At 60.7% G+C, this 25,259-nt stretch carries 25 protein-coding genes and 1 pseudogene; 8 read left to right on the top strand and 18 right to left on the bottom strand.

What is annotated here, in order from left to right:
- Window positions 1-23: 23 nt before the first annotated feature.
- Window positions 24-1,394 (bottom strand): NAD-dependent succinate-semialdehyde dehydrogenase, encoded by a 1,371-nt coding sequence (locus HB664_RS06130; RefSeq protein WP_143347569.1) that lies wholly within the window; start codon window positions 1,392-1,394, stop codon window positions 24-26.
- Window positions 1,395-1,545: 151 nt separating this feature from the next.
- On the opposite strand from HB664_RS06130, the gene HB664_RS06125 reads away from it, so the two are divergent.
- Both HB664_RS06125 and HB664_RS06120 read left to right on the top strand, forming a co-directional pair.
- Window positions 1,546-2,289: an AraC family transcriptional regulator gene (locus HB664_RS06125; RefSeq protein ID WP_143347570.1), complete on the top strand. Its 744-nt coding sequence runs from the start codon at window positions 1,546-1,548 to the stop codon at window positions 2,287-2,289.
- Between the two features lie 47 nt (window positions 2,290-2,336).
- Window positions 2,337-2,975, top strand: a complete 639-nt coding sequence (locus HB664_RS06120; protein ID WP_219940492.1) for a LysE family translocator — start codon at window positions 2,337-2,339, stop codon at window positions 2,973-2,975.
- Between the two features lie 30 nt (window positions 2,976-3,005).
- Here HB664_RS06120 and HB664_RS06115 read toward each other — a convergent pair whose 3' ends face one another.
- On the bottom strand, window positions 3,006-3,308 hold the full coding sequence (locus HB664_RS06115) for a BrnA antitoxin family protein (protein ID WP_214580031.1): 303 nt from the start codon (window positions 3,306-3,308) through the stop codon (window positions 3,006-3,008).
- Window positions 3,295-3,582 (bottom strand): BrnT family toxin, encoded by a 288-nt coding sequence (locus tag HB664_RS06110; protein WP_219940491.1) that lies wholly within the window; start codon window positions 3,580-3,582, stop codon window positions 3,295-3,297. Before HB664_RS06110 ends, HB664_RS06115 begins: the two co-directional genes overlap by 14 nt.
- Before the next feature lie 170 nt (window positions 3,583-3,752).
- Between HB664_RS06110 and HB664_RS06105 the strand changes: the two genes are divergently transcribed.
- On the top strand, window positions 3,753-5,024 hold the full coding sequence (locus tag HB664_RS06105; RefSeq protein ID WP_219940490.1) for a DUF445 domain-containing protein: 1,272 nt from the start codon (window positions 3,753-3,755) through the stop codon (window positions 5,022-5,024).
- Here HB664_RS06105 and HB664_RS06100 read toward each other — a convergent pair.
- From HB664_RS06100 to HB664_RS06075, 6 genes and pseudogenes are all read right to left on the bottom strand, one after another.
- Entirely contained in the window at window positions 5,021-6,097 is a 1,077-nt protein-coding gene (locus HB664_RS06100) for a DUF2955 domain-containing protein (RefSeq protein WP_023310256.1), read from the bottom strand. The genes HB664_RS06105 and HB664_RS06100 overlap by 4 nt on opposite strands.
- On the bottom strand, window positions 6,087-7,154 hold the full coding sequence (locus HB664_RS06095) for an HlyD family secretion protein (protein WP_219940811.1): 1,068 nt from the start codon (window positions 7,152-7,154) through the stop codon (window positions 6,087-6,089). The genes HB664_RS06100 and HB664_RS06095 overlap by 11 nt, the downstream gene beginning before the upstream one ends.
- On the bottom strand, window positions 7,151-7,621 hold the full coding sequence (locus tag HB664_RS06090) for a MarR family winged helix-turn-helix transcriptional regulator (RefSeq protein ID WP_064673177.1): 471 nt from the start codon (window positions 7,619-7,621) through the stop codon (window positions 7,151-7,153). The genes HB664_RS06095 and HB664_RS06090 overlap by 4 nt, the downstream gene beginning before the upstream one ends.
- 149 nt (window positions 7,622-7,770) lie before the next feature.
- On the bottom strand, window positions 7,771-8,082 hold the full coding sequence (locus HB664_RS06085; protein WP_258235879.1) for a helix-turn-helix transcriptional regulator: 312 nt from the start codon (window positions 8,080-8,082) through the stop codon (window positions 7,771-7,773).
- Window positions 8,070-8,258: pseudogene (locus HB664_RS06080) on the bottom strand (antibiotic biosynthesis monooxygenase family protein); the annotation flags it as partial. The pseudogene HB664_RS06080 and the gene HB664_RS06085, both read right to left, overlap by 13 nt.
- A gap of 152 nt (window positions 8,259-8,410) precedes the next feature.
- Entirely contained in the window at window positions 8,411-9,826 is a 1,416-nt protein-coding gene (locus HB664_RS06075) for an aldehyde dehydrogenase family protein (RefSeq protein WP_219940489.1), read from the bottom strand.
- Window positions 9,827-9,926: 100 nt separating this feature from the next.
- Between HB664_RS06075 and HB664_RS06070 the strand changes: the two genes are divergently transcribed.
- Window positions 9,927-10,829 carry a LysR family transcriptional regulator gene (locus tag HB664_RS06070; RefSeq protein WP_045888817.1) on the top strand — a complete coding sequence of 301 codons (903 nt, stop codon included), beginning with the start codon at window positions 9,927-9,929 and terminating at the stop codon, window positions 10,827-10,829.
- Here HB664_RS06070 and HB664_RS06065 read toward each other — a convergent pair.
- The gene (locus HB664_RS06065) at window positions 10,816-11,295 is read right to left on the bottom strand and encodes a carboxymuconolactone decarboxylase family protein (protein ID WP_014882392.1); all 480 of its coding nucleotides are present in this window, start codon (window positions 11,293-11,295) and stop codon (window positions 10,816-10,818) included. The genes HB664_RS06070 and HB664_RS06065 overlap by 14 nt on opposite strands.
- A gap of 102 nt (window positions 11,296-11,397) precedes the next feature.
- Between HB664_RS06065 and HB664_RS06060 the strand changes: the two genes are divergently transcribed.
- Window positions 11,398-12,786 (top strand): PLP-dependent aminotransferase family protein, encoded by a 1,389-nt coding sequence (locus HB664_RS06060; RefSeq protein WP_219940488.1) that lies wholly within the window; start codon window positions 11,398-11,400, stop codon window positions 12,784-12,786.
- A gap of 39 nt (window positions 12,787-12,825) precedes the next feature.
- Here the strand turns inward: HB664_RS06060 and HB664_RS06055 are convergent, their stop codons facing one another.
- A complete protein-coding gene (locus tag HB664_RS06055; RefSeq protein WP_039260956.1) occupies window positions 12,826-12,987 on the bottom strand; it encodes a DUF1127 domain-containing protein in 162 nt (53 codons plus the stop codon).
- Between the two features lie 176 nt (window positions 12,988-13,163).
- Here HB664_RS06055 and HB664_RS06050 point away from each other — a divergent pair, with 176 nt between their 5' ends.
- Window positions 13,164-14,579 carry a PLP-dependent aminotransferase family protein gene (locus tag HB664_RS06050; RefSeq protein WP_219940487.1) on the top strand — a complete coding sequence of 472 codons (1,416 nt, stop codon included), beginning with the start codon at window positions 13,164-13,166 and terminating at the stop codon, window positions 14,577-14,579.
- A 99-nt stretch (window positions 14,580-14,678) separates the two neighbouring features.
- Here the strand turns inward: HB664_RS06050 and HB664_RS06045 are convergent, their stop codons facing one another.
- Window positions 14,679-15,800: a cupin domain-containing protein gene (locus tag HB664_RS06045; protein WP_143347578.1), complete on the bottom strand. Its 1,122-nt coding sequence runs from the start codon at window positions 15,798-15,800 to the stop codon at window positions 14,679-14,681.
- Between the two features lie 135 nt (window positions 15,801-15,935).
- Complete coding sequence (locus HB664_RS06040) at window positions 15,936-16,538, bottom strand: ATP-dependent Clp protease proteolytic subunit (protein WP_033144526.1); 603 nt, start codon at window positions 16,536-16,538, stop codon at window positions 15,936-15,938.
- 88 nt (window positions 16,539-16,626) lie between these two features.
- Here HB664_RS06040 and HB664_RS06035 point away from each other — a divergent pair, with 88 nt between their 5' ends.
- Both HB664_RS06035 and HB664_RS06030 read left to right on the top strand, forming a co-directional pair.
- The gene (locus tag HB664_RS06035) at window positions 16,627-17,013 is read left to right on the top strand and encodes a VOC family protein (RefSeq protein WP_045888820.1); all 387 of its coding nucleotides are present in this window, start codon (window positions 16,627-16,629) and stop codon (window positions 17,011-17,013) included.
- Window positions 17,014-17,198: 185 nt separating this feature from the next.
- A complete protein-coding gene (locus tag HB664_RS06030) occupies window positions 17,199-17,816 on the top strand; it encodes a response regulator transcription factor (RefSeq protein WP_033144524.1) in 618 nt (205 codons plus the stop codon).
- A 3-nt stretch (window positions 17,817-17,819) separates the two neighbouring features.
- On the opposite strand, the gene HB664_RS06025 is transcribed toward HB664_RS06030, so the two are convergent.
- The 5 genes from HB664_RS06025 to HB664_RS06005 all read right to left on the bottom strand — a co-directional run bounded on the left by HB664_RS06025 (window position 17,820) and on the right by HB664_RS06005 (window position 25,042).
- Window positions 17,820-23,402 carry an ATP-binding protein gene (locus HB664_RS06025; protein ID WP_219940486.1) on the bottom strand — a complete coding sequence of 1,861 codons (5,583 nt, stop codon included), beginning with the start codon at window positions 23,400-23,402 and terminating at the stop codon, window positions 17,820-17,822.
- A 9-nt stretch (window positions 23,403-23,411) separates the two neighbouring features.
- Window positions 23,412-23,792 (bottom strand): response regulator transcription factor, encoded by a 381-nt coding sequence (locus HB664_RS06020; protein WP_033144522.1) that lies wholly within the window; start codon window positions 23,790-23,792, stop codon window positions 23,412-23,414.
- A 23-nt stretch (window positions 23,793-23,815) separates the two neighbouring features.
- Window positions 23,816-24,076 (bottom strand): XapX domain-containing protein, encoded by a 261-nt coding sequence (locus HB664_RS06015; RefSeq protein ID WP_010427264.1) that lies wholly within the window; start codon window positions 24,074-24,076, stop codon window positions 23,816-23,818.
- Window positions 24,073-24,294, bottom strand: coding sequence for a DUF1427 family protein (locus tag HB664_RS06010; protein ID WP_039260948.1), 222 nt, complete (start codon window positions 24,292-24,294; stop codon window positions 24,073-24,075). The genes HB664_RS06015 and HB664_RS06010 overlap by 4 nt, the downstream gene beginning before the upstream one ends.
- Before the next feature lie 61 nt (window positions 24,295-24,355).
- Entirely contained in the window at window positions 24,356-25,042 is a 687-nt protein-coding gene (locus tag HB664_RS06005; RefSeq protein ID WP_023334356.1) for a hydrolase, read from the bottom strand.
- Window positions 25,043-25,259 lie beyond the last annotated feature (217 nt).

The following is a 25,259-nucleotide window of genomic DNA, read 5'->3' as shown; positions in this document are numbered from 1 at the left end:
CTGGCAGGTTTTTTTATGACCTCTTACTTATGCACCACCACCAGCTTCTGGTTCACAAACTCTTTGATCCCCAGATCCGACAGCTCGCGCCCGTAGCCGGAGCGCTTCACGCCACCGAACGGCAGCTCTGGCGCGGTATCGGTGAGCCAGTTGATGTACACCATCCCGGTCTCAATCCGCGACGCCATTTTCTTCGCGCGCTCGATATTCTGGCTGAATACCGCCCCGCCCAGGCCGTAGTGGGAGTCGTTCGCCAGCGCGACCGCCTCGTCGTCGTTTTTCACCACGTACATCTGCGCCACCGGGCCGAAGAACTCTTCGAAATACGCCGGGTTATCGCGGGAAATATTCGTCAGGATCGTCGGTTCGAAGAAACTCCCGTCGCGCTGCGCCGGTTTGCCGCCGTAGTGCAGCGTGGCGCCGTTTTTCACCGCCTCGTTAACCTGTCTGGTCAGCGTTTCGAGCGCATCTTTAGACGACAGCGGCCCCAGCGTGGTGCTTTCGTCCAGCGGATCGCCAATCTTCACCTGCTTAAACGCCTCGGTGAATTTGCTCAGGAAGGCCTCTGCAATCTTTTCATGCAGGATAAAGCGCTTCGCCGCGGTACAGACCTGCCCGGCGTTGTTGAGCCGCGCGTTAACGCCAATTTTCACGGCCTTCTCAAGGTCTGCGTCATCCAGCACCACGAAGACGTCGTTACCGCCCAGCTCCAGCGTGGATTTCTTGATGTGCTTCGCCGCCTGCGCCGCCACCACGCTGCCAGCCTTTTCGGAGCCGGTTAATGCGGCGCCCTGCACGCGATCGTCGGCAATGATGTTTGCCACCTGCTCGGACGAAATAAACAGGTTGGTCCACGCCCCTTCCGGCGCCCCCGCCTCGCGCACCAGATGGGCAAAGGTCTCGGCGCAGTGCGGCACGATGCTGGCATGTTTGGCGATGACGGGGTTACCCGCCGCCAGGTTTGGCGCCAGGACGCGCATCAGCTGGTAGTACGGGAAGTTCCACGGCTCAACGGCCATCAGCACGCCGATGGGGTGATGCTCCACCCAGGCTTCACCGAGCTCAGAGTCGTACTTCTCCGGGGCCAGGAACCGCTGCGCGTTGTCGGCGTAGTAGCGGGCGATCTGCGCGCACAGCTTCACCTCGCCGCGGCTCTGTTCGATGAGCTTACCCATCTCCTGGCTGGCGATTTTAGCCAGATCCTCCACGCGCTCGTCGATCAGATCGGCAAGCTTATGCAGCACCGGCAGGCGCTGGCTGATGTCGCCTTTCGCCCAGTCCGAATGATAAAGCGCATCGGCCGCCTTCAGCGCCGCTTCGATATCCGCGTCGGTATGTGAGGGGTATTCTTTGATGAGCTGGTTAGTGGCAGGATTTACTGTCTGATAAGCCATGTCGAATCTCCTTGTTTTACCGCTTAGGGTATTAAGGGTAGTCAACATGACTGGCTATGGACGTAAAGTTGGGTATATCCGGAAGGTTCTTAATGAAGCGCTGCCGGACGGTTCGCTGACGTGGTATAAAAAATTTTCAGAAGGAGCGCCCATGACCGATACCCGACATATCCGCCAGACTTTTCACCGCGCCTCAGGCCTTGAGCTGCGCAGCACCTGGCAGAGTACGCAGGCGTACAAACGCCACAGTCACCCTCAGCTCTCCATCGGCGCGATTGTGGAGGGCCAGACCTGCTGCGTGTGTCATGACAGAGAGTACATCCTTAACCCCGGGGACCTCATCGCGATCCCGGCCGGTGTGCCGCACAGCTGCAACCCCGTCGCCGGGCAACCGCGCAGCTACCATATGCTCTACATCGACACCGGGCTTCCGCTGGCGCTACAGGTGATTCGTAGCCCAACCCTGTTTGCCCATTACCTGGACGTTGTTGAGACCCTGTCTCCGGCGTCCCTTGAGACCCTGCTTTCTGCCCTTCCCCGCGCCGCGGATAACGCTGACGCGCTTCGCGCAACCAGCCAGCAGATTCAGCAGGCGTTTCTTTCCGATCTCACCTGCCCGCCTTCCCTCGACGAGCTTGCCCAACGCTTCTCGCTGCGCAAGGAGACGCTGATCCGCACCTTCAGGCAGGACACCGGCCTGACGCCGGGCAGCTTTCTCAACATCTCCCGCGTGGAGTACGCCAAGGCGCGTCTGCGCGCCGGGGATGATATTGCCGACGTCGGCTACCAGAGCGGCTTTGCCGACCAGAGCCATTTTCATAAGACCTTCGTCAGCTATACCGCCGCCACGCCGCGCCAGTACGCCACCGGCCGATCAATATCAGACAATAAATAGGCTCTGCAGCGCCGTACTCTGACCGCAGATTGTTAACTGAGGTCGCTATGGAACTGTTCTTCCCTTCCGCTTTTCTCGCCCTGGCGCTGACGCATTTTGTTGCCCTGCTAAGCCCGGGCCCGGATTTCTTCCTGCTGGTGGGCTACGCCGCGCGCTATCGGCTGCGGGGTAGCGCCGGACTGTGCCTCGGCATCGCCGCGGGTAACGCGCTGTACATCCTGCTGGTGATTATCGGCTGGAGCGCGCTGCGCCAGTTTACGTGGCTGTTTACGCTTATCGAGCTTTGCGGGGCGCTGTACCTGCTGTGGATCGGCTCGCATCTGATTCGCAGCCGCCAGCAGGCGCGGGCGCTGAATGAAACCCACCAGCGCTTCCCGTCGCTGCAAAAGCAGATCCTGCTGGGGCTCGGTTCGGCGCTGCTAAACCCGAAGAACGCGCTGTTCTATCTGGCGCTGATGACGGCCTTGCTGGGTCCGGACGTCACGCTGCTTCAGCAGGCGACCTGCGGCGTCTGGATGGTGGTGGTGGTGCTGGCGTGGGATCTGGCGCTGGTGTCGCTGATGGGGTTGACCGTGGTTCAACAGAAGCTCAGCCGTTCGCTGTGGCTGATAGAGCGCACGGCGGGGGTGGTGCTGATGGGATTTGGCGGGTGGGTGCTGTGGCGGCTACTGGAAAATATACGCTGAGATAGCGGGCAGCCTGACGCCGCCCGTTGCTTATTTTTTGTTTTGATCGCGCAGCATAGCTTCACGCAAAATGGCATTGAGCCTCGTCTGGTAACCTTTTCCAGGCCGTTTAAGCCACTCCATCACGTCAGCGTCGATACGTACAGATGCCTGAGTTTTGAGTGGCCGATAGAACTTCCCTCGCACCGCCCCTGACCACTGTTCATCTCCCGTGGCAGGGATATCGCTGTAATCAATCTCTGCTTCCGATTTTTCGGCTAGTGCTTTGAGCTCAGCCTCACGGCGAGCACTCATCTCAGGCGCACTACCGCGTTTATATTTAACCATGCTCATAACGGCTCCTCTCTTTACGGTCCGCCTTTCGTACGCTAATGATTCGAATGACTTCGTCACCACTTTCAAAACGTACCGTGTGTGCGACCATAATGACAATTAGACCATGTACAAGGCCAATGGTCTGCCAACGGAACTCTCCATTTTCATGACGATCCTGCAAAGATAAATGGTAAGGATCGTCAAACACCAGAACAGCTTCTTCAAAGCGGATCCCATGCTTAATGAGATTGCTTTTCGCTTTGTTGGTATCCCATTCAAACTCCGTTGGCATAGTGTACCCTTCCCTTATTGTATATACAAAAAAGCATATACAAAACGTTCGTAAATTGAACCGGTCGACATCGTTCAATTTCAATATCTGAAGGCGCATTCCAGAAGCTGAAACGCGGAGGTCCTTCTCCTTCTTTGCACTTTCCCCCCGCTTCCCTCTATCCTTAACCCATGGAAAAAATAGCTGAACTCAAACGCGCCAAGCTGCTGGCGCTGTCGCTGCTGCTGGTTGCCGCCGCAGCGTTTATCACCACCCTGTTCCTGCCGCAGACCTTCTGGGTGCGCGGCGTGAAGGCCATTGCCGAGGCGGCGATGGTCGGCGCGCTGGCAGACTGGTTTGCCGTGGTTGCGCTTTTCCGCCGGGTGCCCATTCCGTTTATCTCGCGCCATACGGCGATTATCCCGCGCAATAAAGACCGGATCGGCGACAATCTCGGCCAGTTTGTGCAGGAGAAGTTTCTTGATACCCAGTCGCTGGTGGCACTCATCCGCCGCTATGAACCTGCGCAGATGATCGGCGCCTGGTTCAGCAAACCGGACAACGCTCAGCGCGTCGGGCTGCACTTGATGCAGGTGATGAGCGGTTTTCTCGAACTCACCGACGACGGGCGTATTCAGCGGCTGCTCAAACGGGCGGTGCATAAGGCCATCGACAAGGTCGATTTCACCGAAACCAGCGCCGTTATGCTGGAGAGCATGACCAAAAACAACCGCCACCAGGTGCTGCTGGATGCGATCATCAACCGTCTGATTACCCTGATTCAGCGGGAGAGCACGCGGGACTTTATTGCCGATCAGATTGTCCACTGGCTGAAGACCGAACACCCGCGCAAAGCGATGGTGCTGCCCACCGAGTGGCTGGGCGATCAAAGCGCGGAGATGGTGTCGAACGCGGTGAACGCGCTGCTGGACGATATCAGCCACGACCGCACGCACCAGATCCGCCAGGCGTTCGACCGCGCCACGCTGAAGCTTATCGACAACCTGAAAAACGATCCGGAAATGGCGGCGAAAGCCGACAACATCAAGCACTACCTGAAAAACGATGAGGCGTTTAACCGCTATCTGGGAGAGATGTGGGCCGACCTGCGCCAGTGGCTGAAAGCGGATATGCAAAGCGAGGATTCGCGCGTGAAGCAGCGCATCGCCAACGCCGGGCTGTGGTTTGGCGAAACGCTGTCTAACGACGCCAGCCTGCGGGCGTCGCTGAACGAGCATCTGGAGCAGGCCGCGCACCGCCTCGCGCCGGATTTCGCCGCGTTCCTGACCCGCCACATCAGCGACACGGTCAAAAGCTGGGACGCCAAAGACATGTCCCGACAGATTGAGCTGAATATCGGTAAAGATCTGCAGTTCATCCGCGTCAACGGTACGCTGGTGGGCGGGACGATTGGCCTGATCCTGTTTTTACTCTCGCAGCTGCCTTCCGTGCTGGGGCATTAATCTACTTTGGGCGGCGCGATGACGTAGCGCGTCGCCTCGAAGCGGTTGAGGATCAGGTGCACCAGGAAGACCATCGTCAGCGTTGCGACCAGCGAAAAGGTAACGGAGGTGATGCGGTAGAGATCGCTGAACACCAGGTCAGTGTCCGGGTGCATGTTCTGCCCGAACATAATGCCGATGGTCGTGATGCTGGAGAACCCCACGCCCGCGCCCACCTTTTCCATCACGTGCAGACGCGCGCCAAACGCCAGCCCGAGGCCAATCAGCGGCATCATCAGCAGCATATGGCTGCTGTGATCATAGAGGATCAGCTGCACCACCAGAATGTAGAGGCAGCCCAGCACCACGCCGACCACGCGCCAGATCGAGCTCATCACCGAACCGCGGTAGTGCATGGGGAACAGAATTAAAATCCCCGCCATCAGCGCCGAAAGCGAATCGCTTAAGTCGCTGATCTGAAACACCACGAATATCAGCGTCGCCACGGTGCCGGAGAGCAGCGACTCGTGGCGCACGCGAGCATCGTCTTTCTCAATCAGCGGCGGCGGCCTGCGGGGCTCCACGTCAGGCAGGAGATAGTTCATCAGCGCGCTCAGGCACACCGCCATCACGCTCGCTTCGATGTTGGAAAACAGCAGCGTGTGCCAGCTGGTAGTGGGGTAGCTCATAAAATTGAGCATCACGCTCTGGCACACCACGCCCATTGAGCCAAACAGGAACAGCGGCCCCTTGCTCATAAAGCGAAAACGCATCACGTACAGGGCGAACACCACCAGCGTCATAATGACCGGCCATTGCGACAGATAGCCAATAATGAAGATCATTTCGACGCAGTTTAGCGCGGCGCTGAAGATAAACTGCTTCGCCACGTGGCGGTTAAACACCGGCACCAGCGACAGCAGCATGATCGGATAGACCACGAAAAATACGCCGTAGCTGGTGTTGTAGAAGCTGGAGATGCTGAGCGCAATCATCCCGGCGAAGACGATGCGCAGGGTCTGGCGAAAGTCGTTTGCCGTATAGACGATGTTGCCGTGCGGGGTAAACACCCGCGCCAGGGTGCTAATAGACATAGTGAAGCAGGCTCACCAGGTGGATCTGCATCCCGGAGAAAAAGCGCGCAAACGGCCCTTCGCTGTTATAGAGCTGCACGGTCGCGCGGGCGCCGGTCGGCAGATGCTTCGGCAGCGCTTCATCCAGCGTCACGTGAATGCGCATGCGTTGGGCATCGCGCACCCAGCGGTTGGAGGTTTCCGGCTCGGACAGCTGGCCGTTCACGGCCTCCTGACCCGCCAGTATCCCCGCGTCGCTGCTGGTCACGTGGGCGCGGAAAACGTGCCCCGGAAAGGCGTCAAACACCACGGCGGCATCGGTGCCCTGATGGGTATGGCGCAGGCTTTTTTCGCGAAAATCGGCGACGATATCGGTCTGGTTGTTCACCAGCGCCAGCGCGGCGGAGCCGGATGAGGCATAGAAACCAGGGCTTAACTGGAGGTTACTGACCGTGCCGTCCGCCTGGGCGTAGACCTTCGTCCAGCCGAGGTTAAGCTCTGCCTCATCCAGCGCGTTACGGTATTTTTGCAGCGTAACGTTGCGGTGCTCGTCCCGCTCGCCGCGCTGAATGCGCAGGTTATGGATATTGGCCTGGATAGAGCTGACGGACTGCTCGCTGCTCTGCCAGGTGGTGCGGACTTTGTCCAGATCCGCCTGCGAGACGTTCTGCAGGGTGCTCAGCTTCTGGTAGCGATCGAAGGTCACTTTATCGTTACGCGCGGTCAGCACGGCGGTTTTCAGGCTGGCCTGCGCGGCAGCGATCTGCGCATCCAGCTGGTCGTTGGAAAGGCGTGCCTGCTCAAGCGCGATTTGCGCCGCTTCCACTTTATTGCGAAACGGCGCGTCGTCGAGCTCAAACAGCAGATCGCCTTTCTTCACCTGGCTGTTGTTGTGGACATGTACCGCCGCCACGTAGCCGGAGACGCGCGGAGAAACCGGCGTCACCACGCGCATCACGGTGGAGTCCGGCGTCAGCGGGATCCAGATATCCGCGACGATAAAGTAGACAAACATCAGCAGGAAAGAGGCAATACTCACCCTTACCCAGCGGGCAAACTTTTGTTCAGGGGTCATTATTTTTCGGTCTTGTTATCTTCTTCGCGGATTGTCCGCAAATTGCAGGCGAATTGATTCAGGGTGGCGCTGAAAATGTCGATATGTTCCGGCGCGATGTTTTGCGATACGCGCGCCTGATAGGTCTCAATCACCCGAGTGAGCCTTTGTAATAGGGCTTTTCCCTCAGGCGTCAGCGTCAGAAGCCGGATGCGCTTGTCATAAGGCGATACGGAGCGCAGCAGGTAACCCTGCTTTTCCAGCTGTGTCAGGGTGCGCATCAGCGGCGGCAGTTCAATGCCCTGCACCTCCGCCAGCTCACTCACGGAGACGTTATCCCCGAGCTGATGAAGCTGCATCATCACCGTCCAGCTCGACTGGGTTAACCCGGTATCGAGAATGGCGTCGTCGATTACCGCACGCCACTGGCGCACGATCATCGCCATCCGCATGCCCATCGGCCTGCGGCTAAACAGTTCTTCTTCGCTCATGGGGAAACCTCTCGTCACACGCGGTAACGATAATAGTTATCAGGGTAAGTATCAAGAAACAAGAGGTAAAAGAGCAGGAATTGCGAAACGATTTTCTCCCTCTCCCCGTGGGAGAGGGTCGGGGTGAGGGCACCAGCCCGCAGCGAAGTTTAGCCGCTAAAAAGTCTCTGAACGGCACTTTTCCCCGAAGCCGTCACCACCACCTCCCTGTACCCCGCCACCCGCTGGATCCACCCTTTGCTTTCCAGATGAATGAGCAGCGCCGCGCCCGCCTCACCGCCCAGATGAAACCGCCGCTCGCTCCAGTCCAGGCAGGTGATCAATTGCCCTTCCACCAGCCGGGCGAGATGCCCGCTGGCCGTCGACGGCGCAACGTCCGCCGCCGCGCTCAGCTCAGTGGCTGTCCACGCCCGCCCGTCCATCAGCGCGCACAGCATCTTTACACGCGACGGATCGGCCATTGCGGCAGCCACCAGGAAAGGGACAGGATTTTGCCGTCGGTCGTCAGGCTCTGAAAACGTTCGATATCAATGAAGCCGTCGATGTCCGCCAGCAGAGGTTTGAGTTCGGCAGCGAGCTGCAGGTAGCGCGCCTGATGGGCGGGCGCGGCTTTGGCTTCGAAAATGACTGCAATCATGATGGTCTCTCCGTAGTGATGTCGGGGAGAGAATGCAGGGTAGAGAGGAACGATGCTTCGGCAAAGAGCGAAGTGTTGTGCCGGATGGCGCTGCGCTTATCCGGCCTGTGGGCTCCTGTAGGCCCGGTAAGCGCAGCGCCACCGGGCAGGTTTTAGCTCAGAATCGACCTCGGCTCCATAAACGCCCGAATTCCCCACTCGCCCATCTCGCGCCCCACGCCGGAGTGCTTAAACCCGCCGAACGGCGCTTTCGGCTCATGGGTAAGGGTATTCACCAGCACGCGACCGGAAACAATCTGCTGCGCCACGCGTCGCGCGCGGTTCGCATCGCCGCCCAGCACCATCGCGCTCAGTCCGTAGTCGGTATCATTGGCAATCGCGATCGCCTCCCCCTCGTCACGATAAGGGATCGCGCACAGCACCGGGCCGAAAATCTCATCACGGGCGACCGTCATCTGGTTGTTCACGTCGGCAAACAGCGTAGGGCGCACAAACCAGCCGTCTCGCGTGCCGTCTGGTCTCCCTTCACCACCCGCCAGCAGGCGCGCGCCCTCTTCGATTCCTTTACGGATATAGCCCTGCACCCGCTGCCACTGCTTTTCGCTGACCATCGGGCCGACGTCCGTCGCGCTATCGCGCGGATCGCCCGATTTCACCGCCGCCACGGCCTGCGCCAATGCGGCTTCGATCTCCGCCTTGCGCGCCTGCGGCACCAGAATGCGCGTTCCGGCCACGCACGCCTGCCCGCTGTTCATAAATCCGGCCTGAATCACCAGCGGGATCGCCTGCGCCAGATCCACATCATCCAGCAGGATCGTCGGCGATTTACCGCCTAACTCCAGGGTAACGCGCTTAAAGCTCTCCGCCGCGTTGCGCAGGATCGCCTTGCCGGTATTCGTCGAGCCGGTAAACGAGATTTTTGCCACGTCCGGATGACGGCTGATGGTTTCACCGACGGTTTCGCCGCGTCCGGTGACGATGTTAAACACCCCCGGCGGCAGCGCGGCATCGCGCAGCGCTTCGGTGACAATCCGGGTTTGCAGGGCGCTCATTTCGCTCGGCTTGATGACTGCCGTACAGCCCGCAGCCAGCGCGGCCGCCAGCTTGCCGCAGATAAACCCCGCGTCGCTGTTCCACGGCGTGATGAGCCCGGCCACGCCAAGCGGCGTCATCTGCACCGTCGCTGCGCCTGCGGGGGTGATAAATTCAAACGCCTCCAGCGCCTCAATGGCCTGAGCAATCACCTCCGCCGGATAGCTAGCCATCCACGCAGAGCGCGAGGCGGGCGCGCCGTACTCTTCAATGACCGCTTCCAGCAGATCGTCGTGACGGGCGGCCACGGCGGCGTGCATACGTTTTAGCGCCGCGAGGCGTTCCTGTTTAGTGGTCTGCGACCACGCCGGGAACGCCGCTTTCGCCGCCGCAACGGCGCGCTCCGCGTCAATCTCATCCGCCAGACGAACCTGGCCGATGACCTGCGCCGTCGCCGGGTTGTACAAATCAAACCACTCGTTGCCGTGCGGGGTAACAAATTCGCCGTTAATAAAGATCTGTTCGATGGTGTGCATATAAACCTCCTCAGGCTGTGTGAGCACAGTCTGTCACGGCTTCTCCATTCCGATAATCCACACTATGCTGCAAGGGTTGTTTCGATTTTCAGGATAATCTATGCATCGTTCAGGTCTGACAGAGCTGGAAGTGGTGATGGCGGTCGTGCGACGCGGCAGCTTTCGCGCCGCCGCGCAGGAGCTGGGCATGTCAGCCACGGCGGTAAGCAACGCCATCGCCGGGCTGGAGAGCCGCCTTGATACCCGCCTCTTTAACCGCACCACCCGCAGCGTGGCGCTCACCGACGCCGGACAGCGCTATGTGGCGCGTATCGGCCCGGCCCTGCAGGAGATCCGTCTCGCCAGCGAGGAGATCCACAGCGACACCGGGGAACCCGCCGGCACGCTGCGTCTGAACGTGCCGAACCATATTGGCACCCTGTTTCTGGACCAGCTGCTGATCGACTTTATGATCCGCTATCCGAAGATGCGCGTAGAGACCGTCAGCGAAGCGCGAATGATCGACATCGTCGCGGAAGGCTATGACGCGGGGATCCGCCTTGAAGAGTCCGTGCCGCAGGACATGATCGCCGTGCCGCTGACCGGGGAGATCCGCCAGCTGGTTACCGCCACGCCGGACTATTTTGCCCGTCACGGCATTCCACAGACGCCGGACGATCTGCTTTCGCATCAAGGGATCGGCATGCGCATGGCCCACGGCGGGATCTACCGCTGGGAGCTGGCGCGTCGGGGGGAAACGTACGCCCTTTCCGTCCCCCCGCGCTTTGCGACGTCCGATCTTTTTGCCTCGATCCGGGCAGTAAAAGCGGGATTAGGGGTGGGATTTTTGCCGGAACTGTATATCCGGGAAGAGCTGGAGCGTGGAGAACTGGTGAGCGTCCTAAACGACTGGGCGCAGCCCTTTGCCGGACTGCGCCTGTACTACCCCGGCCATCGCCACGTTCCGCCAGGCCTGCGGGCGCTGGTGGCAACGATCCGCGAGCGCGGGATTATTCCAGGTTAGCCTTGTTCAGCCCGTAAGCCGCGTCCAGCGAGCCCGGCGCCATGCGGGAGGTGATCCCCAGACGGTTCCAGGCGTTGATCGCCACGATGGCGAAGTTCAGCTCTGAAATCTCCACATCCGAGAAGTGCTCCGCCACGCTGCGGTACAGCGCGTCGCTCACGCCGTGAACACCAATCTGGGTCAGCGCTTCGGTGAAGGCCAGCGCGGCTTTCTCGCGGGCGCTGAACAGCGGGGACTCGCGCCAGGCCGCCAGATGGTACAGGCGCAGCTCGCGCTCGCCGGCGATTTTGGCCTCTTTCGAGTGCATATCCAGACAGAAGGTACAGCCGTTCAGCTGCGACACGCGAATGTCGATCAGGTGCTTCAGCGCCGGGTCGATGGAGGTTTTTGCCACCTCCATGCTCAGGGCGGACAGGGCGTTGGCGAGGGCGGGTGTAACTTTGTGGTGGTTAACGCGAGTGCTCATTGTCTTTCCTCTTTTTTGTGCGGCATATGTCATGCGATGCGGCAAATCTACGCCGTTCATGACATAGTAAAAAGATACAAAAAGCGTGAAACGAGGTAGGACATGAAGCCGGGCTATCACGAGATTTATTCCCGCTATCGCGACAACATCACGCGCGGCGTGCTGAAGCCGGGCGATAAGGTGCCTGCTATCCGCGTGCTTGCGGAAGAGCTGAAGGTGGCGCGTAAAACGGTCGAAACGGCGTATGCCATTCTGACGGGGGAAGGGTATCTGGTGAGCCAGGGGGCGCGCGGCACGCGAGTCAACCCGGATCTACTGTTGCCGGATAAGAGTGCCCCTGCGGAACAGCCCACCGGCACGCTTCCGGCATCGCTCATCAGCCAGCGCGAGCGGGCCGGGTTTCTGCGCCCCGGCATCCCCGCCCTCGACAGCTTTCCGTATAAAAAATGGCTGCTGCTGGCGGGACAGGCGACGCGCGCCATGCGTCAGGAGGAGATGCTCAATCCGCCCGTTCTGGGCTGGTATCCGCTGCGCCAGGCCATCGCCAGCTATCTTAATATTTCACGCGGGCTGTCCTGCAGCGCCGAACAGGTGCTGATCACCAGCGGCTATAGCGGCAGCCTGCGGCTGATCCTCGACACGCTTGCCAGCCGCAGCGACAAGGTGGTGTTTGAAGATCCGGGCTATTTTATGGGCCAGCAGCTGCTCAAGCGGATCGTGCCGCGCCTGCACACGGTGCCGGTCGACCGCTGCGGCATTGATACGGAATACCTGCTCCGTCACCATCGCGACGCCCGTTTTGTCATCGTGACCCCGTCGCACCAGAGCCCGCTGGCGGTCACGCTATCGCTGCCGCGCAAGCAGCAGCTGCTCGACTGGGCCAGCCAGAACGAGGCGTGGATCATCGAAGACGATTACGACGGTGAGTTTCACTACACCCGCAAGGTGCTGCCGTCGCTGAAAAGCCTCGACCAGCACGATCGGGTGATTTTTATGGGCACCTTCAGTAAAACCATCATGCCGTCGCTGCGCATGGGCTACGTGGTGATGCCCGCCAGCACCGTCGGGGCCTTTACCGACTGCGCGGACATTACCACCAGCGGCCAGCCGGTGCTGACGCAAAAGATCCTCACCGCGTTTCTCAACGAAGGGCATTTTTTCCGTCACCTGAAAAAGATGCGCGCGCTGTATCAGACCCGCCGCGACTGGATGATTGCGGCTCTCCGCGAGGTGTATGGCGATCTGTTTTTCACCGAGCAAAACGACGGCGGGATGCATATCGTGGCGTTCCTGACCAGAGGCAGCGGTGACCGGGAAGTGGCGCGCTGCTGGCAGGAACAGCAGCTGCAGGTGAATGCGCTTTCGGAGTGGTATCGCGGCTCGGGCAAACGCTACGGGCTGGTGATGGGCTATAACAACGTGCGGTCGTATGAAGAGGCGCTGGCGTTGCTGGAGAGGCCGAAGCGGCAGACGCTTGCGCTGTTGAGCTGAAATCGCCGGGTGGCGGCTACGCCTTACCCGGCCTACGGTTTAAACATCATTGCGGGACAACCCAACGTCCTTGAGCTGCTCGTCGCTCATCTGGCTCAGGATGCGCCGGGTACGGTTGATGCGATACCAGTTGCAGATCGTTTTGCCGATCCAGACAAACACGACGAACGGACGTTTTGAACGGTTCTCATAGAATTCCATGATGCTCTCCTCACTGTACCAGTGGGGTTATCATCCTGGAAATCGGCCTGTGCAATACAGACTCAAAAACAGCTTTTGTTTAACATACAGATCCGCTAAAACAGTATCTGCATGCCAATTTTTACGGCAATCTGTACTGGTTTTACAATCTGTATGGTGAAAACAAAGGATACAGCATGACGCGCTATCAACATCTCGCCAACCTTCTGGCAGAACGCATTGAACAAGGGCTGTATCGCAGCGGCGAACGTCTGCCGTCGGTGCGCACGCTGAGCCAGGAGCACGGCGTGAGTATCAGCACCATACAGCAGGCCTATCAGATCCTCGAAAATCTCCAGCTGATCACCCCTCAGCCGCGCTCCGGCTATTTTGTCTCGCCGCGCAAGGCCCTGCCGCCGGTTCCGGCCATGACGCGCCCGGTGCAGCGCCCCGTGGACGTCACCCAGTGGGATGAGGTGATGATGCTGCTGGACGCCCGCGCCGACAAAGAGATGATCTCCTTCGGCGGCGGCTCGCCGGATATTAACCAGCCGAGCCTGAAGCCCCTGTGGCGCGAGATGAGCCGCATCGCGCAGCATAATCCTGCCGAGATGCTGAGCTATGACGTGCTCGACGGCCGCCTGGAGCTGCGCGAGCAGATCGCCCGCCTGATGCTGGACGGCGGCTCCACCGTAGCGGCGAACGAGATTGTCATCACCAACGGCTGCCACGGCGCGCTGTCGATTGCCCTGCTCTCGGTGTGCAAGCCGGGGGATATCGTGGCGGTGGAGTCGCCGTCGTTTCACGGCACCATGCAGATGCTGCGCGGGTTTGACATCAAGGCGATTGAAATTCCTACCGATCCCGAGACCGGGATCAGCATAGAGGCGTTAGAGCTGGCGCTGGAGCAGTGGCCGATCAAGGCCGTGATTCTGGTGCCCAACTGCAACAACCCGCTCGGGTTTATCATGCCGGAAGCGCGGAAAAAGCAGGTCTTAGCCCTGGCCCAGCGGCACGATATCGTGATTGTCGAGGACGATATTTACGGCGAGCTGGCGGCGGAGTACCCGCGCCCGCGCACCATTCATTCGATGGATATCGACGGCCGCGTGATCCTCTGCAGCTCGTTTACCAAAACCGTGGCGCCGGGCCTGCGCGTCGGCTGGATTGTGCCGGGGCGCTATTACGACCGGGTGATGCACATGAAATACGCCGCGGGCGGGTTTAACGTGCCGGGCACGCAGATGGCGGTGGCGGCGTTTATTCGCGACGGCCATTACCATCGCCACGTGCGTCGTATGCGCCAGATTTATCTGCAGAATATGGAAACCTACACCTGCTGGGTGCGGCAGTATTTTCCGGCGGAGATTTGCGTCACGCGCCCGCAGGGCAGCTTCCTGCTGTGGATTGAGCTGCCGGAAAAGGTCGACATGGTGTGCGTCAGCAAGCAGCTGTGTCGGCTGAAGATCCAGGCCGCGGCCGGGTCGCTGTTTTCCGCCTCCGGGAAGTACCGCAACTGCCTGCGGATCAACGTGGCGCTGCCGCCGACGGACAAAAATCGCGAGGCGTTGAAGAAGATGGGTGAAGCGATTGTGATTGCGATGGAGGAGTAGTGCGGCCTGATGCCCTCACCCCGACCCTCTCCCACAGGGAGAGGGAGAAAACCGATCCTGTAGGCCCGGTAAGCGCAGCGCCACCGGGCAACAGGTAGGTTATTCGTCGAAGTACCAGTATCCCTGGTTAATCAGCCCGGTGAGCTCTTCAACAAACGCCGGGTTTTTCAGCGCATCGCCCAGCTCGGCCTGGCCGAGTTCGGTGTAGCGGCACAGCGCATCCGCCGCTTTCGCGTCTACCGTCTCCAGCTGTTCGCTGTTGATAAAGAAGCTGCCGTTGACGTTCAGCACGCGCAGGCCACTCAGGCGAGACAGCGTTTCGCCGCCCTGCAGCGCGTCCAGCACCTCTTCCGGCGCGTACGGCGGCTCGGCGGCGGCGATATCCAGCTCGTGGCGCGGCGTGGAGACAAAGCTGCCGAACCATTTTGTGAAATCATCCGGCTTGCTAATCATGTCGAACATCATCTGGCGAATGCGATCGAGCTCGTACTGCTCCACGCGGCCCGGGTGTTCGCGACAGGTCAGATCCGGATCGCTGTAGTGCTCGCCGCCCAGATCGTTTTCCAGCGCATAATCGGCGAAGCTGCTGATCAGATCGCGACCGTTCGGCCCGCGGAAACCGACGGAGTAGTTGAGCGCCGTCTCATGGGTAAAGCCGTCGTGCGGGAATCCAGGCGGGATGTAGAGGATATCGCCCGGGGCCAGATCTTCGTCGATGATCGGCTCAAACGGATCGACATGCAGCAGCGCCGGATGCGGGCAGAACTGACGCATCGGCAGCTTATCGCCCACGCGCCAGCGGCGACTGCCCATCCCCTGAATGATAAACACGTCGTACTGATCGATATGCGGACCCACGCCGCCGCCCGGCACGGAGAAGGAGATCATCAGATCATCCAGACGCCAGTCCGGCAGGACGCGGAACGGACGCACCAGCTCAGCTGCGGGCATATGCCAGTGGTTCACCGCCTGCGCCAGCAGCGACCAGCCGGTTTCGCCCAGATCGTCAAAGTGCTCAAACGGACCATTGCTGGCCTGCCATTTGCCGTTGAAATGGCTCACCAGACGGCTATCGACTTCCGGCTCCATCGCCAGCCCTGCCAGCTCGTCCGGGGTGATCGGGTCGACAAAATTCGGGAAGGCATTTTTCAGCACTACGGGTTGTTTTTGCCAGTATTTCTCAAGAAATTCCGGCCAGTTCAGGTTCAGTTGATACGCCATGGGTAGCACCAGTGAGAGGGGAAACAGGCGCGATTATAGGCAAGAAGGCAGAGGGGGAACTTGTCATGGGTCAAACGAGGGCGTGTAGGTCGGGTAAGGCGAAGCCGCCACCCGACACAAACACGCCGCGAAAACTTAATCCAGCTTCAGCTCGTCATAATGGGTAATCAGTTTACCCACGATGCCGTAGTCCAGCGCTTCTGCCGGAGACATCCAGAAGTTGCGATCGGTGTCTTTTTTCACTTTTTCCAGCGGCTGGCCGGTGGCGTCGGCGATCAGCTTGTTCACGCGATCCAGCATGCGGATGATCTCGCGCGCTTCGATCTCAATATCCGTTGCCTGACCGCGCACGCCGCCCAGCGGCTGGTGGATCATAAAGCGGGTATTCGGCAGCGAGTAGCGGTGCTCTTTTTTCGCCGCCAGGAAGATGGTGATCCCGGCGCTCGCCACCCAGCCGGTGCCGATGACGTGCACTTCCGGGCGGATGAACTTGATGAAGTCGTGGATGGTATCGCCCGCTTCCACGTGGCCGCCCTGGCTGTTGATGTACAGCTTGATCGGATCGTTGCTGACGCTTTGCAGCAGGATCATCTGGGTGATGACCTTCTGCGCCAGCTCCTGGTTGATCTCACCGGAGATCACAATCGAACGAGACTCCAGCAGTTTTTGCTGCAGAGCGCCCGCGCCGTTTGCCCCTTCCGCTTTTTCCTTGTCGCTATCTTTCAGTGTGTAGTGCATTGTTATTTCCTCAGCTTGTCGCGCTCAAAACCAGAGTGTAGCCTGTTTTACCGGTGAAAGTCCTCACAGACAAATAACGAGGGAGCTTATGAATATTGCCCATGTCGCACTCTGGACCCGTAGCCTGAACGCGCAGGTTCAGTTCTGGGAAACGGTGTTTGGTGGCCGCAGTAACGAACGCTACGTCAGTAAAAATCGCCCCGGTTTCGAATCACACTTTATTACGCTGGATGACGGGCCGACCATCGAGCTGATGACGCTGCCGGATCTGCCCGACGCCCCTGCGCACCCGGAGTTTATCGGCTGGGCGCATATCGCCATCAACGTCGGCAGCAAAGCGCAGGTCGACAGCATGGCCGGGCGTGCACAGGCCAACGGCACGCTGCTCAGCGCCCCGCGCATGACCGGGGACGGCTTCTATGAAGCGGTAATTGCGGATCCGGACGGCAACCGCATTGAGCTTGTGGGTGCATAAAATCAGCGTTTCGTTGCTTAGCCGCCCCGGTCACGTATCGCTATACTTCATCTTCATACGGTTATCATATTGTTAAATGATAATGATAGTTAATGTGTTAAGATGAAAGTCAGCATAAACAGTCCCTTACGTAACCGGCGGGATTGTTTGCATCCTCGACATGTAAATCAGCACCGGGGCGGTGAATGGAACACATTGTGTATGTGGTTGATGACGATGACGCAGTCAGGCAGTCCGTGATCGGGCTGCTGGATTCGGCGGACCTGAACGCCGTCGGCTTTTCATCGGCAGAAGCGTTTCTTCAACACCGCTTTGAAGAGCTCCCGTCGTGCGTGGTCCTCGATATGCAAATGCCCGCCATCTCGGGCTTTGAGGTGGCTGACGCCCTAAAGGACAGCGGGCGCGAGATCCCGATTATTTTTCTTACCGGCCACGGCACTATCCCGATGTCGGTGCGCGCCATTAAAGGCGGCGCGTACGAATTTCTCACCAAGCCCGTCGAATCCACCGCGCTTATCGACGCCATTGAGTCCGCGCTTCAGCTGGCGGAACACAACGCCGTGCGCAATAAAGAGCACTACGCCCTGAAGCAGCGCCACATGTCCCTCACCCCGCGCGAGCACGAGGTGCTGACGCTGGCGATAAGCGGCATGCTGAACAAGCAGATTGCCGCCGAGCTGGGCGTCAGCGAGATCACGGTGAAGGTGCACCGCCGCCGCGTGATGGAGAAAATGCAGGTGCGCTCCGTCGCGGAGCTGGTCAGGGCCGTTGAGCGCCTGACCAATAGCCAGCCTGCGGAGTAACCTTTACCCTTCCTGCGCCGCCAGCGGCAGCGCAAACGCGAACACCGTGCCGTACGGCTCGCGGCGGCGCGCGCTCAGCTTCCCGCAGTGGCGCTCAATGATGCTGGCGCTGATGGTCAGCCCCATACCCATCCCCTGCGCCTTGGTGGAGTAGAACGAGTCAAAAATCTGCTCCAGCCGCTCGGGCTCAATGCCGCTCCCGGTATCGGCGATCTCGACGATCACTTTTCCGTCCGCGTTGGCGGTGCTGAGGGTTATGGTGCTGGCGCGATCCTTCACCTCGGCCATCGCCTCTACCGCATTCATCACCAGGTTCAACAGCACCTGCTGGATCTGCACGCTATCGCCGGTGATAAAGCTGTTCTGCGCCTGTAACAGATAATCAACGCTGATGTGTCTCTGCTCCAGCTCGCTGCGGGAGAGCGTGATGATATGGTGGATCAGGTAGTGCATGTCGATGCGCGAGAAGGTGGGATCCTGCTTGCGCGTCAGGGACTGGATGCTGCGAATGATCTCCCCCGCCCGCGCGCCTTCCGCGGCGATCTCCTCCAGCCCCTCACGCACTTTATCCAGACGGGCGGGCTCGCGGTTGAGCCAGCGCAGGCTCGCCCCGGCGTTCGAGACGATCGACATCAGCGGCTGGTTGATCTCGTGGGCAATGGATGAGGTCAGCTGTCCGACGGTGGTGGCCCGGGACACCCGTGCCAGATCCGCCTGCGCGACCCGCATGGCATCCTCCGCCGCGCGCTGGCCGGTGATATCGGTGATGATGCCATAATACTCGTTCACCTCGCTGCCCACGCCCACCGGATCGCCAATCCCGAGGATGTAGCGCGTTGAGCCGTCGGTACGCTTAACGCGAAACTCCGCGCGCATGGAGAGCCCGTCGCGCACGCTTTGGGTGACGATGGCGCTGATGCGGGCGTAATCGTCCTCATGGACGAAGGTCAGAAACTCCGCCATGGAGATCGTCTTTTGCTGCCCGGGCAGGCCGAGAATGCGGGCGTACTCTTCCGAGACAAACATCAGATCCTGCTCCAGCTCCCAGCGCCAGCTGCCGGTGTGGCTGATCTGCTCGCCGAGCATCAGCGAGGTCTGGCTGGATCGCAGCTCTTTCTCCACCCGTCGGCGCTGGATGTTCTCCGCCAGCAGCTCGGCGTACAGCCGCGCCGTCTCCAGGGATACCGCGGCCTGGGCGCCCAGCAGGCTCACCACGCGCGAGTGCTCGGCGGTGAAGACCTCCGGCATCAGGCGGTTTTCGAGGTAGAGCACGCCTACCAGCCGCGCCTGTTTGAACATCGGGACGCACATGACCGCCGCCCCCGAGGTCACCAGATAAGGGTCCTGACTGAAGGGATGGAACTCCTCCGGCCTGCCGGTGCGGATCTCCTGTCCGGTGCGGATCACCGCCGCCAGCACCGACAGCGGCAGGTCGGTCGCCGTCGGCACGTCTTTCAGGATCCGCACCCGCACGCCCTCGGTGCTGGTCCAGGCGCTGGCCTCGATCTCCGGAATGAGGCTCTCGCTCACGCGCAGCAGCAGGCCCCGCTGCGCCCCGGCGCGTTCGAGCAGGATGGTCATCAGGTTTTCGATTAAGCGCTCAAGGTTAATCTCTTCCGACAGCGCGCGGGAGGCTTTGATGACGCTCTGGAGATCGCGGATCGTCTCATTCTGGGCGAACGCCACCGTGTCGTAGGCGCTGGCCTGCCCGGAGGCCAGCAGGTGCGGGAAATCCTGCTCCAGCTGGCGCACCTTGGCCTGCGCGCCCGCGCGTCCCCAGGCGGCAATCGAACCGCGGAAGTGGGCGTCCGAGGCGGTCGGGTAGCCGCAGGCCAGCGCGAACCGGCCCGCCAGCTCGTGGGCCAGAGCGTTGATCGGGTTAAACCCGCCCTCGCGGGAGAGCCGGACCGCCTTCTCATACTGCTCGAGCGCAATGCTGTTCATCCCGTCCAGACGCACGATTTCGGCGTAAATCAGCGCCTCTTTATCCGCGAACGTGCCGGGATTAACGCGCGCCCAGAGGGCGATTTTGTCGTAGTGGGCGTGAATGCTGCGGCGGTGGTTCGCCGAGAAGGTCTCCGGCGTCAGCTGACGTGACAGCGCCAGGGCGCTGTAAAGATGGTAATCCAGCAGATGGATATGCCCCGGCGCAGACCACGCGTACCAGCCCGCCATCTCAAGATCCGCCTGCGCGTCGGCATATTCGCCGCAGGTAAAGTGCGCCATGCCGCGATACAGCCAGTACCAGAACAGCATGGTGGCGTTCTTCTCCGGCGCCTGCTCCGGCGACGCGGGAAGCAGCGCCTCCGGCAGCACCTGCGACGCGGTCCAGGTGCCGATGACAGGCGTGCGCAGGAACTCAACGTAGCCGCGCTGGACCATCAGTATGGTCTCCACGTCCTGGAAGTGGGTTTTACGCACGAACGCCAGGCCGCGATCGATGCTGGTCAGCACCCCGTCCAGGTGATCGCCCCGCGAGAGGAAGTTAATCACCTGGTGGCAGGCCGCAAAGCAGGCCATCGTCATATCTCCATGGGTCACCGCCGAGGTGAAGCAGGCCTTCGCGCATTCGATGGTAAACGATAAAGGCTGGGTCCAGACGCTGAGCTGGTCGAGCGGCAGCAGGGTTTTGGCTTCGAAGGCGTCGTAGCCGTGGCGATTCACCAGCTCGCGGGCCAGGGTGCCGTACTGGAACCCGAGGCGGTACTCGGCGTAGCGGTGGCCAATCAGCACGCCAAACCAGGCCATCGCCGTGGTGGACGCGCCGGTAATGCCGTGGTCGAGAGTCAGGTGCATCATGCGGCAGAGCAGCAAAAAGTGCAGGCGCGGGCAGATGAAGCTGGCGCAAATGCTGGCGCTGTAGAGCAGGTTCATCACCGCTTCGGTTTCCGGGTTATCCATCCGCGACAGTTGGGCAAACAGGTTTTTCGGCGCGTCGGCCGTGCGGTTGCAAAACAGCGCCCAGGCCTCGTCGCAGTCGGCATCTTCCGGATAGCGGCTAATCTGGATCCCAAAAATCCCCAGCCAGCAGAGTGCCGCCTCCAGCGCCAGACGGCTGTCCGACTGGCGAATGTACACCTCCACCAGCAGGTTGGCCGCCAGCGCCTTTTCGGTCAGCCCGCCGGGGCAGCCGAGAATGGCGTCACACAGCTCGCGGGTGCGCTCCAGATGCCCCAGCGCAAACTCGCAGCCCGCCTCTTCGATATCGAGCATAAAGTCCGACACCGTCCCGGCGTTGCCCAGCGCTCTGGCGGTCTGGATATAGCCGAGCGCCGAAGGATAATTCCCCGAGCGCTTCGCGCGTCGCGCGGCCAGCAGGCTCAGCTCGCGGAACATCTCGCGCTGCGGGGCGGGCTGGATGCTGTCCAGCGCGGCAGTGACGTGGTGAACGGCGCGGAACAGCAGATCGTTCCCCGCCGCCTGACGCGCGGCGTCGGCCAGCAGGCTGGCGGTGGTCAGGTGAATATGGCTTCTCTCATGCCGATCCAGCAGCGCAAAGGCGGCCTCCTGCACCCGGTCGTGGGTGAAGGCGTACTTTTTTTCCGCCAGCACGATGAGCTGGGCCATCACCGCCGGGTGCAGCGCATAGCGCATTTCCGCCATCGACATGCCGACCACGCGGCAGATCATCTCCATCTCGCCCGTGCCGCCGAGGCAGGCAATGCTGCCCAGCAGGCGGCGCGTCTCGTCGGGCAGCTCTTCAAGCTGCTCCAGCACCAGGGTGACGAGGTTTTCGGTGTAATGCCTGGCGCGGATCGCCTGCAGATCGTAGTGCCACTTGTCCTGATATTTGTTGTGCACCACCAGGCCGTCATCCACGATGCGGCGGAAAAACTCGTGCACAAAGAGCGGGTTGCCACCCGTTTTCTCGTGGATCAGCGTGGCGAGGTCGGTCGTCGCCGCGCTGCGGGTGCGAAATACCGTCGCCAGCCAGCGCGCCACTGCTTTCACGGAAAGCGCCTGCGGGACAATCTCGCTCGCGTTTTGCGCCGCCTCCGGCAGGCCTGCCAGCAGCGCCTGCAGGGCGGCGTCGGGCACGGCGCTGATATCCCGGTGGGCCGCGACCACCAGCAGCGGAACAGCGCCGCAGTTCATCAGCAGATATTTGAGCGTGTGCAGGCTGGCGGCGTCGCTCCACTGGAGATCGTCGAGCACCAGTACCAGCGGGCAGCCCTGCGAGGCAAAGGTTTTTACCAGCGCCAGCACCATATGGCTGAAGCGCGCCCGGGCATCTATGGAAAACGTATCGGCCGAGAAGCGCGGCTTGCTCTCCAGCAGCAGGCCCAGCTCGGGCACCAGGCTGACGGCCAGCGCCTCGTGCCCCTCCAGGGCGCGAGACAGGCGGATTTTCCACTTCGCCACCTCCTCTGCGGGCAGCCCCAGCAGGTGCAGCGTCAGGGTGCGGAACGCGGAGCTTAATACGCCGTAGGGCAGCGACGGCGAAAACTGGTCGACTTTGCCCACCGCCAGCAGCACAGTGCGCTGCTGCAGCGTTTTAAGCGCCGTCGCGATAATTGAGGATTTGCCGATCCCCGACGGCCCGCCAATTGTCACCAGCTCCGGCACCAGGTTCTGACTCACCCGCTCAAACGCCGCAATAACGTCGTTCGCCTGCGGATGCGTCGCGAACAGGGAGTCCGCCAGATGGATCGCCGGAGTGCGGTCCTGCTGGCCGGGCGTAAAGGCGACGATCTCGCCCTCGCAGGTCAGCGTCGCCTGGCAGCGGCGGAGGTCGGCAATCAGCCCGTCGACCGTCTGGTAGCGGTTATCGGGGTGCTTTTCCAGCAGCTTCAGGATGATGGTCGACAGCATTCCCGGCACGTCCGGGCGGATCGCGTCCGGGGCCAGCGGCGCGGAGGCAATATGGTAATGCGCCCAGTTGTCCCGATCGTCCTCCCCCAGCTCAAACGGCAGGCGTCCGGTCAGAAGTTCATACAGCACCATGCCGAGGCTGTAGAGATCGCTGCGGCCGTCGACGGGGCGCTGGGTGCGGGTGGTGTGCTCCGGCGACATATACGCGGGCGTACCGCCTGAAACGGCAAGCCGGGTCTGGGTGATGGCATCGGAGAGACTGCTGGAAAGGCCAAAACTGCCCAGACGGCAGGTGCCGTCGTGATGAACAAAAATACTGCCGGGCTTGATATCGCCGTGGATCAGGTTTTGCAGATGCATCTGGCGCAGGGGAACGCAGATCTGGATCGCCATCTCGAGAAAGCGCGTGATGCCCGAGATCGCCCTGCCCGCGCGCCGCGCCAGCAGTTCAAACGAAAACGGGGCGTACACCAGCGCGAAGCGCCCCCGGTACTGCGTTGACGCAACGGCGCGAATGGCCCAGCTGTCCTGCAGCACGTCGCGCAGCGCAAACTCGTTTTTGAGCAGCCGGGTGGCCCGCTCTTCCTCTTCGTCGCTGACCGCGGTGGCGATAATGAACGAGCCGCCGGAATGAGGATGTCGCGCGTGCATCCAGGCGATTCCGCCCTCCTGCGCCAGCACGGTAAAAATCACATCCTCTTTAAGGACAAAAACCCGCCCCTGGTGAAGATTCCCCTGGGCGGGCCAGAATGCAGGCTGCTCGTGTTCGTTCATCCGCGATCCTTATTGTCGGCGGGCCATCTCCCGCTGAATATGATCCAGCAGAATATCGATGTTAATAGGCTTACGCAAAAATGCAGCGGCGCCCAGATCAAGAGCGTACCGCTGCATATTTTCATCAGCATGACCGGAGATAAAGAGCACGGGCGGAGGCGGTACGGCCAGCAGCCGCAGCTTTTCAAACAGCTCCAGGCCGCTCATGCCCCGCAGCTTGATGTCGGTGATCACCAGCGCCGCGCCGGACAGGGCGAAAGGATGGCTCAGAAACACCTCTGCCGAATCAAACGTATCGGCGGCATAGCCTTCCGACTCGAGGAGATTACTCAGCCCGCTGCGGACGGATCGTTCGTCATCAATGATGGCAATGCGCCACGGCAGCGTCATGCTCTCTTTCCTCTCACAAATCATTAAACGTCGCGATCGTCCTTCGCGGGCGCAGGGGGCGCCGTGCCGCTGATTTTCGGCACGCATTCGTGACGAAACCAGGCGAGGGTAAGCGGTTCGCGACTCAGTAAACGCCGTCCCACCGGGATGAGCTGCTCGCCCACCAGCATGCCAAACAGACCAAGCAGGGCGACAACCGGCGGTGCCGGGGAATGCACGTCGAGCAGGGCGTAAATTACCCCAGCAACCACGCCGCACACCAGCGAAATTATCCATGCTTTCATGACGACGCTCCCGTCTGCGATTTGACCTGCGGAACGGTCACCGGAGGCGGCGGCGCGCCGTCGCGGGATAACAGATGACGCGTCGCCTGTTCACCCGCCAGCATCCCCAGCAGGCCAATCAGCGCCAGCGCGGGCGGCGCGGGGGAGCGCACCTTCAGCACGGCATACATCAGGCCAATCAACACGCCTGCCGCAAGGGATATCAGCCCAGTACTCATTGTGAACTCCAGAGAAAGAGGCAGCGGCGAGCCGGATGAGGGACCAGCCCGCCAGCGGAACTTAGCGTGCCGGGACCGGCGCTAAGGTGCGGTGCTCGCTCTTCTGGCGAGACGGCGCTTTGTGCACCATGGTGTAGGCGTAATCGACGCCCATGCCGTACGCGCCGGAGTGCTCGCGCACGATATCCATCACCGCGGTGTAGGTCTCTTTACGCGCCCAGTCGCGCTGCCACTCCAGCATCACCTGCTGCCAGGTGACCGGGATCACGCCCGCCTGGATCATGCGCTGCATCGCGTAGTCGTGGGCTTCTTTGGAGGTGCCGCCGGACGCGTCCGCCACCATATAAATTTCGTAGTCGCCTTCCAGCATCGCGCACAGGGCAAAGCTGTTGTTGCACACTTCGGTCCACAGGCCGGCAACCACCACTTTCTTCTTGCCGTTGGCCTGCAGCGCGTCGCGCACCTTCTGGTCGTCCCAGGAGTTCATGGAGGTACGCTCCAGAATGTCCTGGCCCGGGAACACGTCCAGCAGCTCCGGATAGGTGTTACCGGAGAAGCTTTCGGTCTCAACGGTGGTGATGATGGTCGGGATGTTGAACACCTTAGCCGCTTTCGCCAGCGCCACGGTGTTGTTTTTCAGCACCTGACGGTCAATAGACTGCACGCCAAACGCCATCTGAGGCTGGTGATCTATAAAGATTACCTGACAGTTCGCAGGGGTTAACACTTCGAGCTTTGAAGAGGTCATAGCATTTTCCAGTGGTTAAGGGTGAAATCGCCGCGAGCGCCGCGACGATAAAGTCACCCTCATCCTGCGGTTTTCCGTCTTTGCGCGTAATTATCTCTTCGTATAGTTAACCTTAGGTATAGTTATACTTTGGTATACCTATCCTATTGTATAACTGGATCTTTGCCGAAACCGGTTCCCATAATCCTGACCATTCCCCTCTCAGTCAGGAGCAGTT

Origin of the sequence: Enterobacter sp. DNB-S2 (assembly GCF_019443845.1) — a bacterium.
GTDB classification, from domain to species: Bacteria; Pseudomonadota; Gammaproteobacteria; order Enterobacterales; family Enterobacteriaceae; genus Enterobacter; species Enterobacter asburiae_B.
The sequence above is the reverse complement of the archived record's forward strand: the minus strand, read 5'-3'. Positions and strand labels throughout refer to the sequence as shown.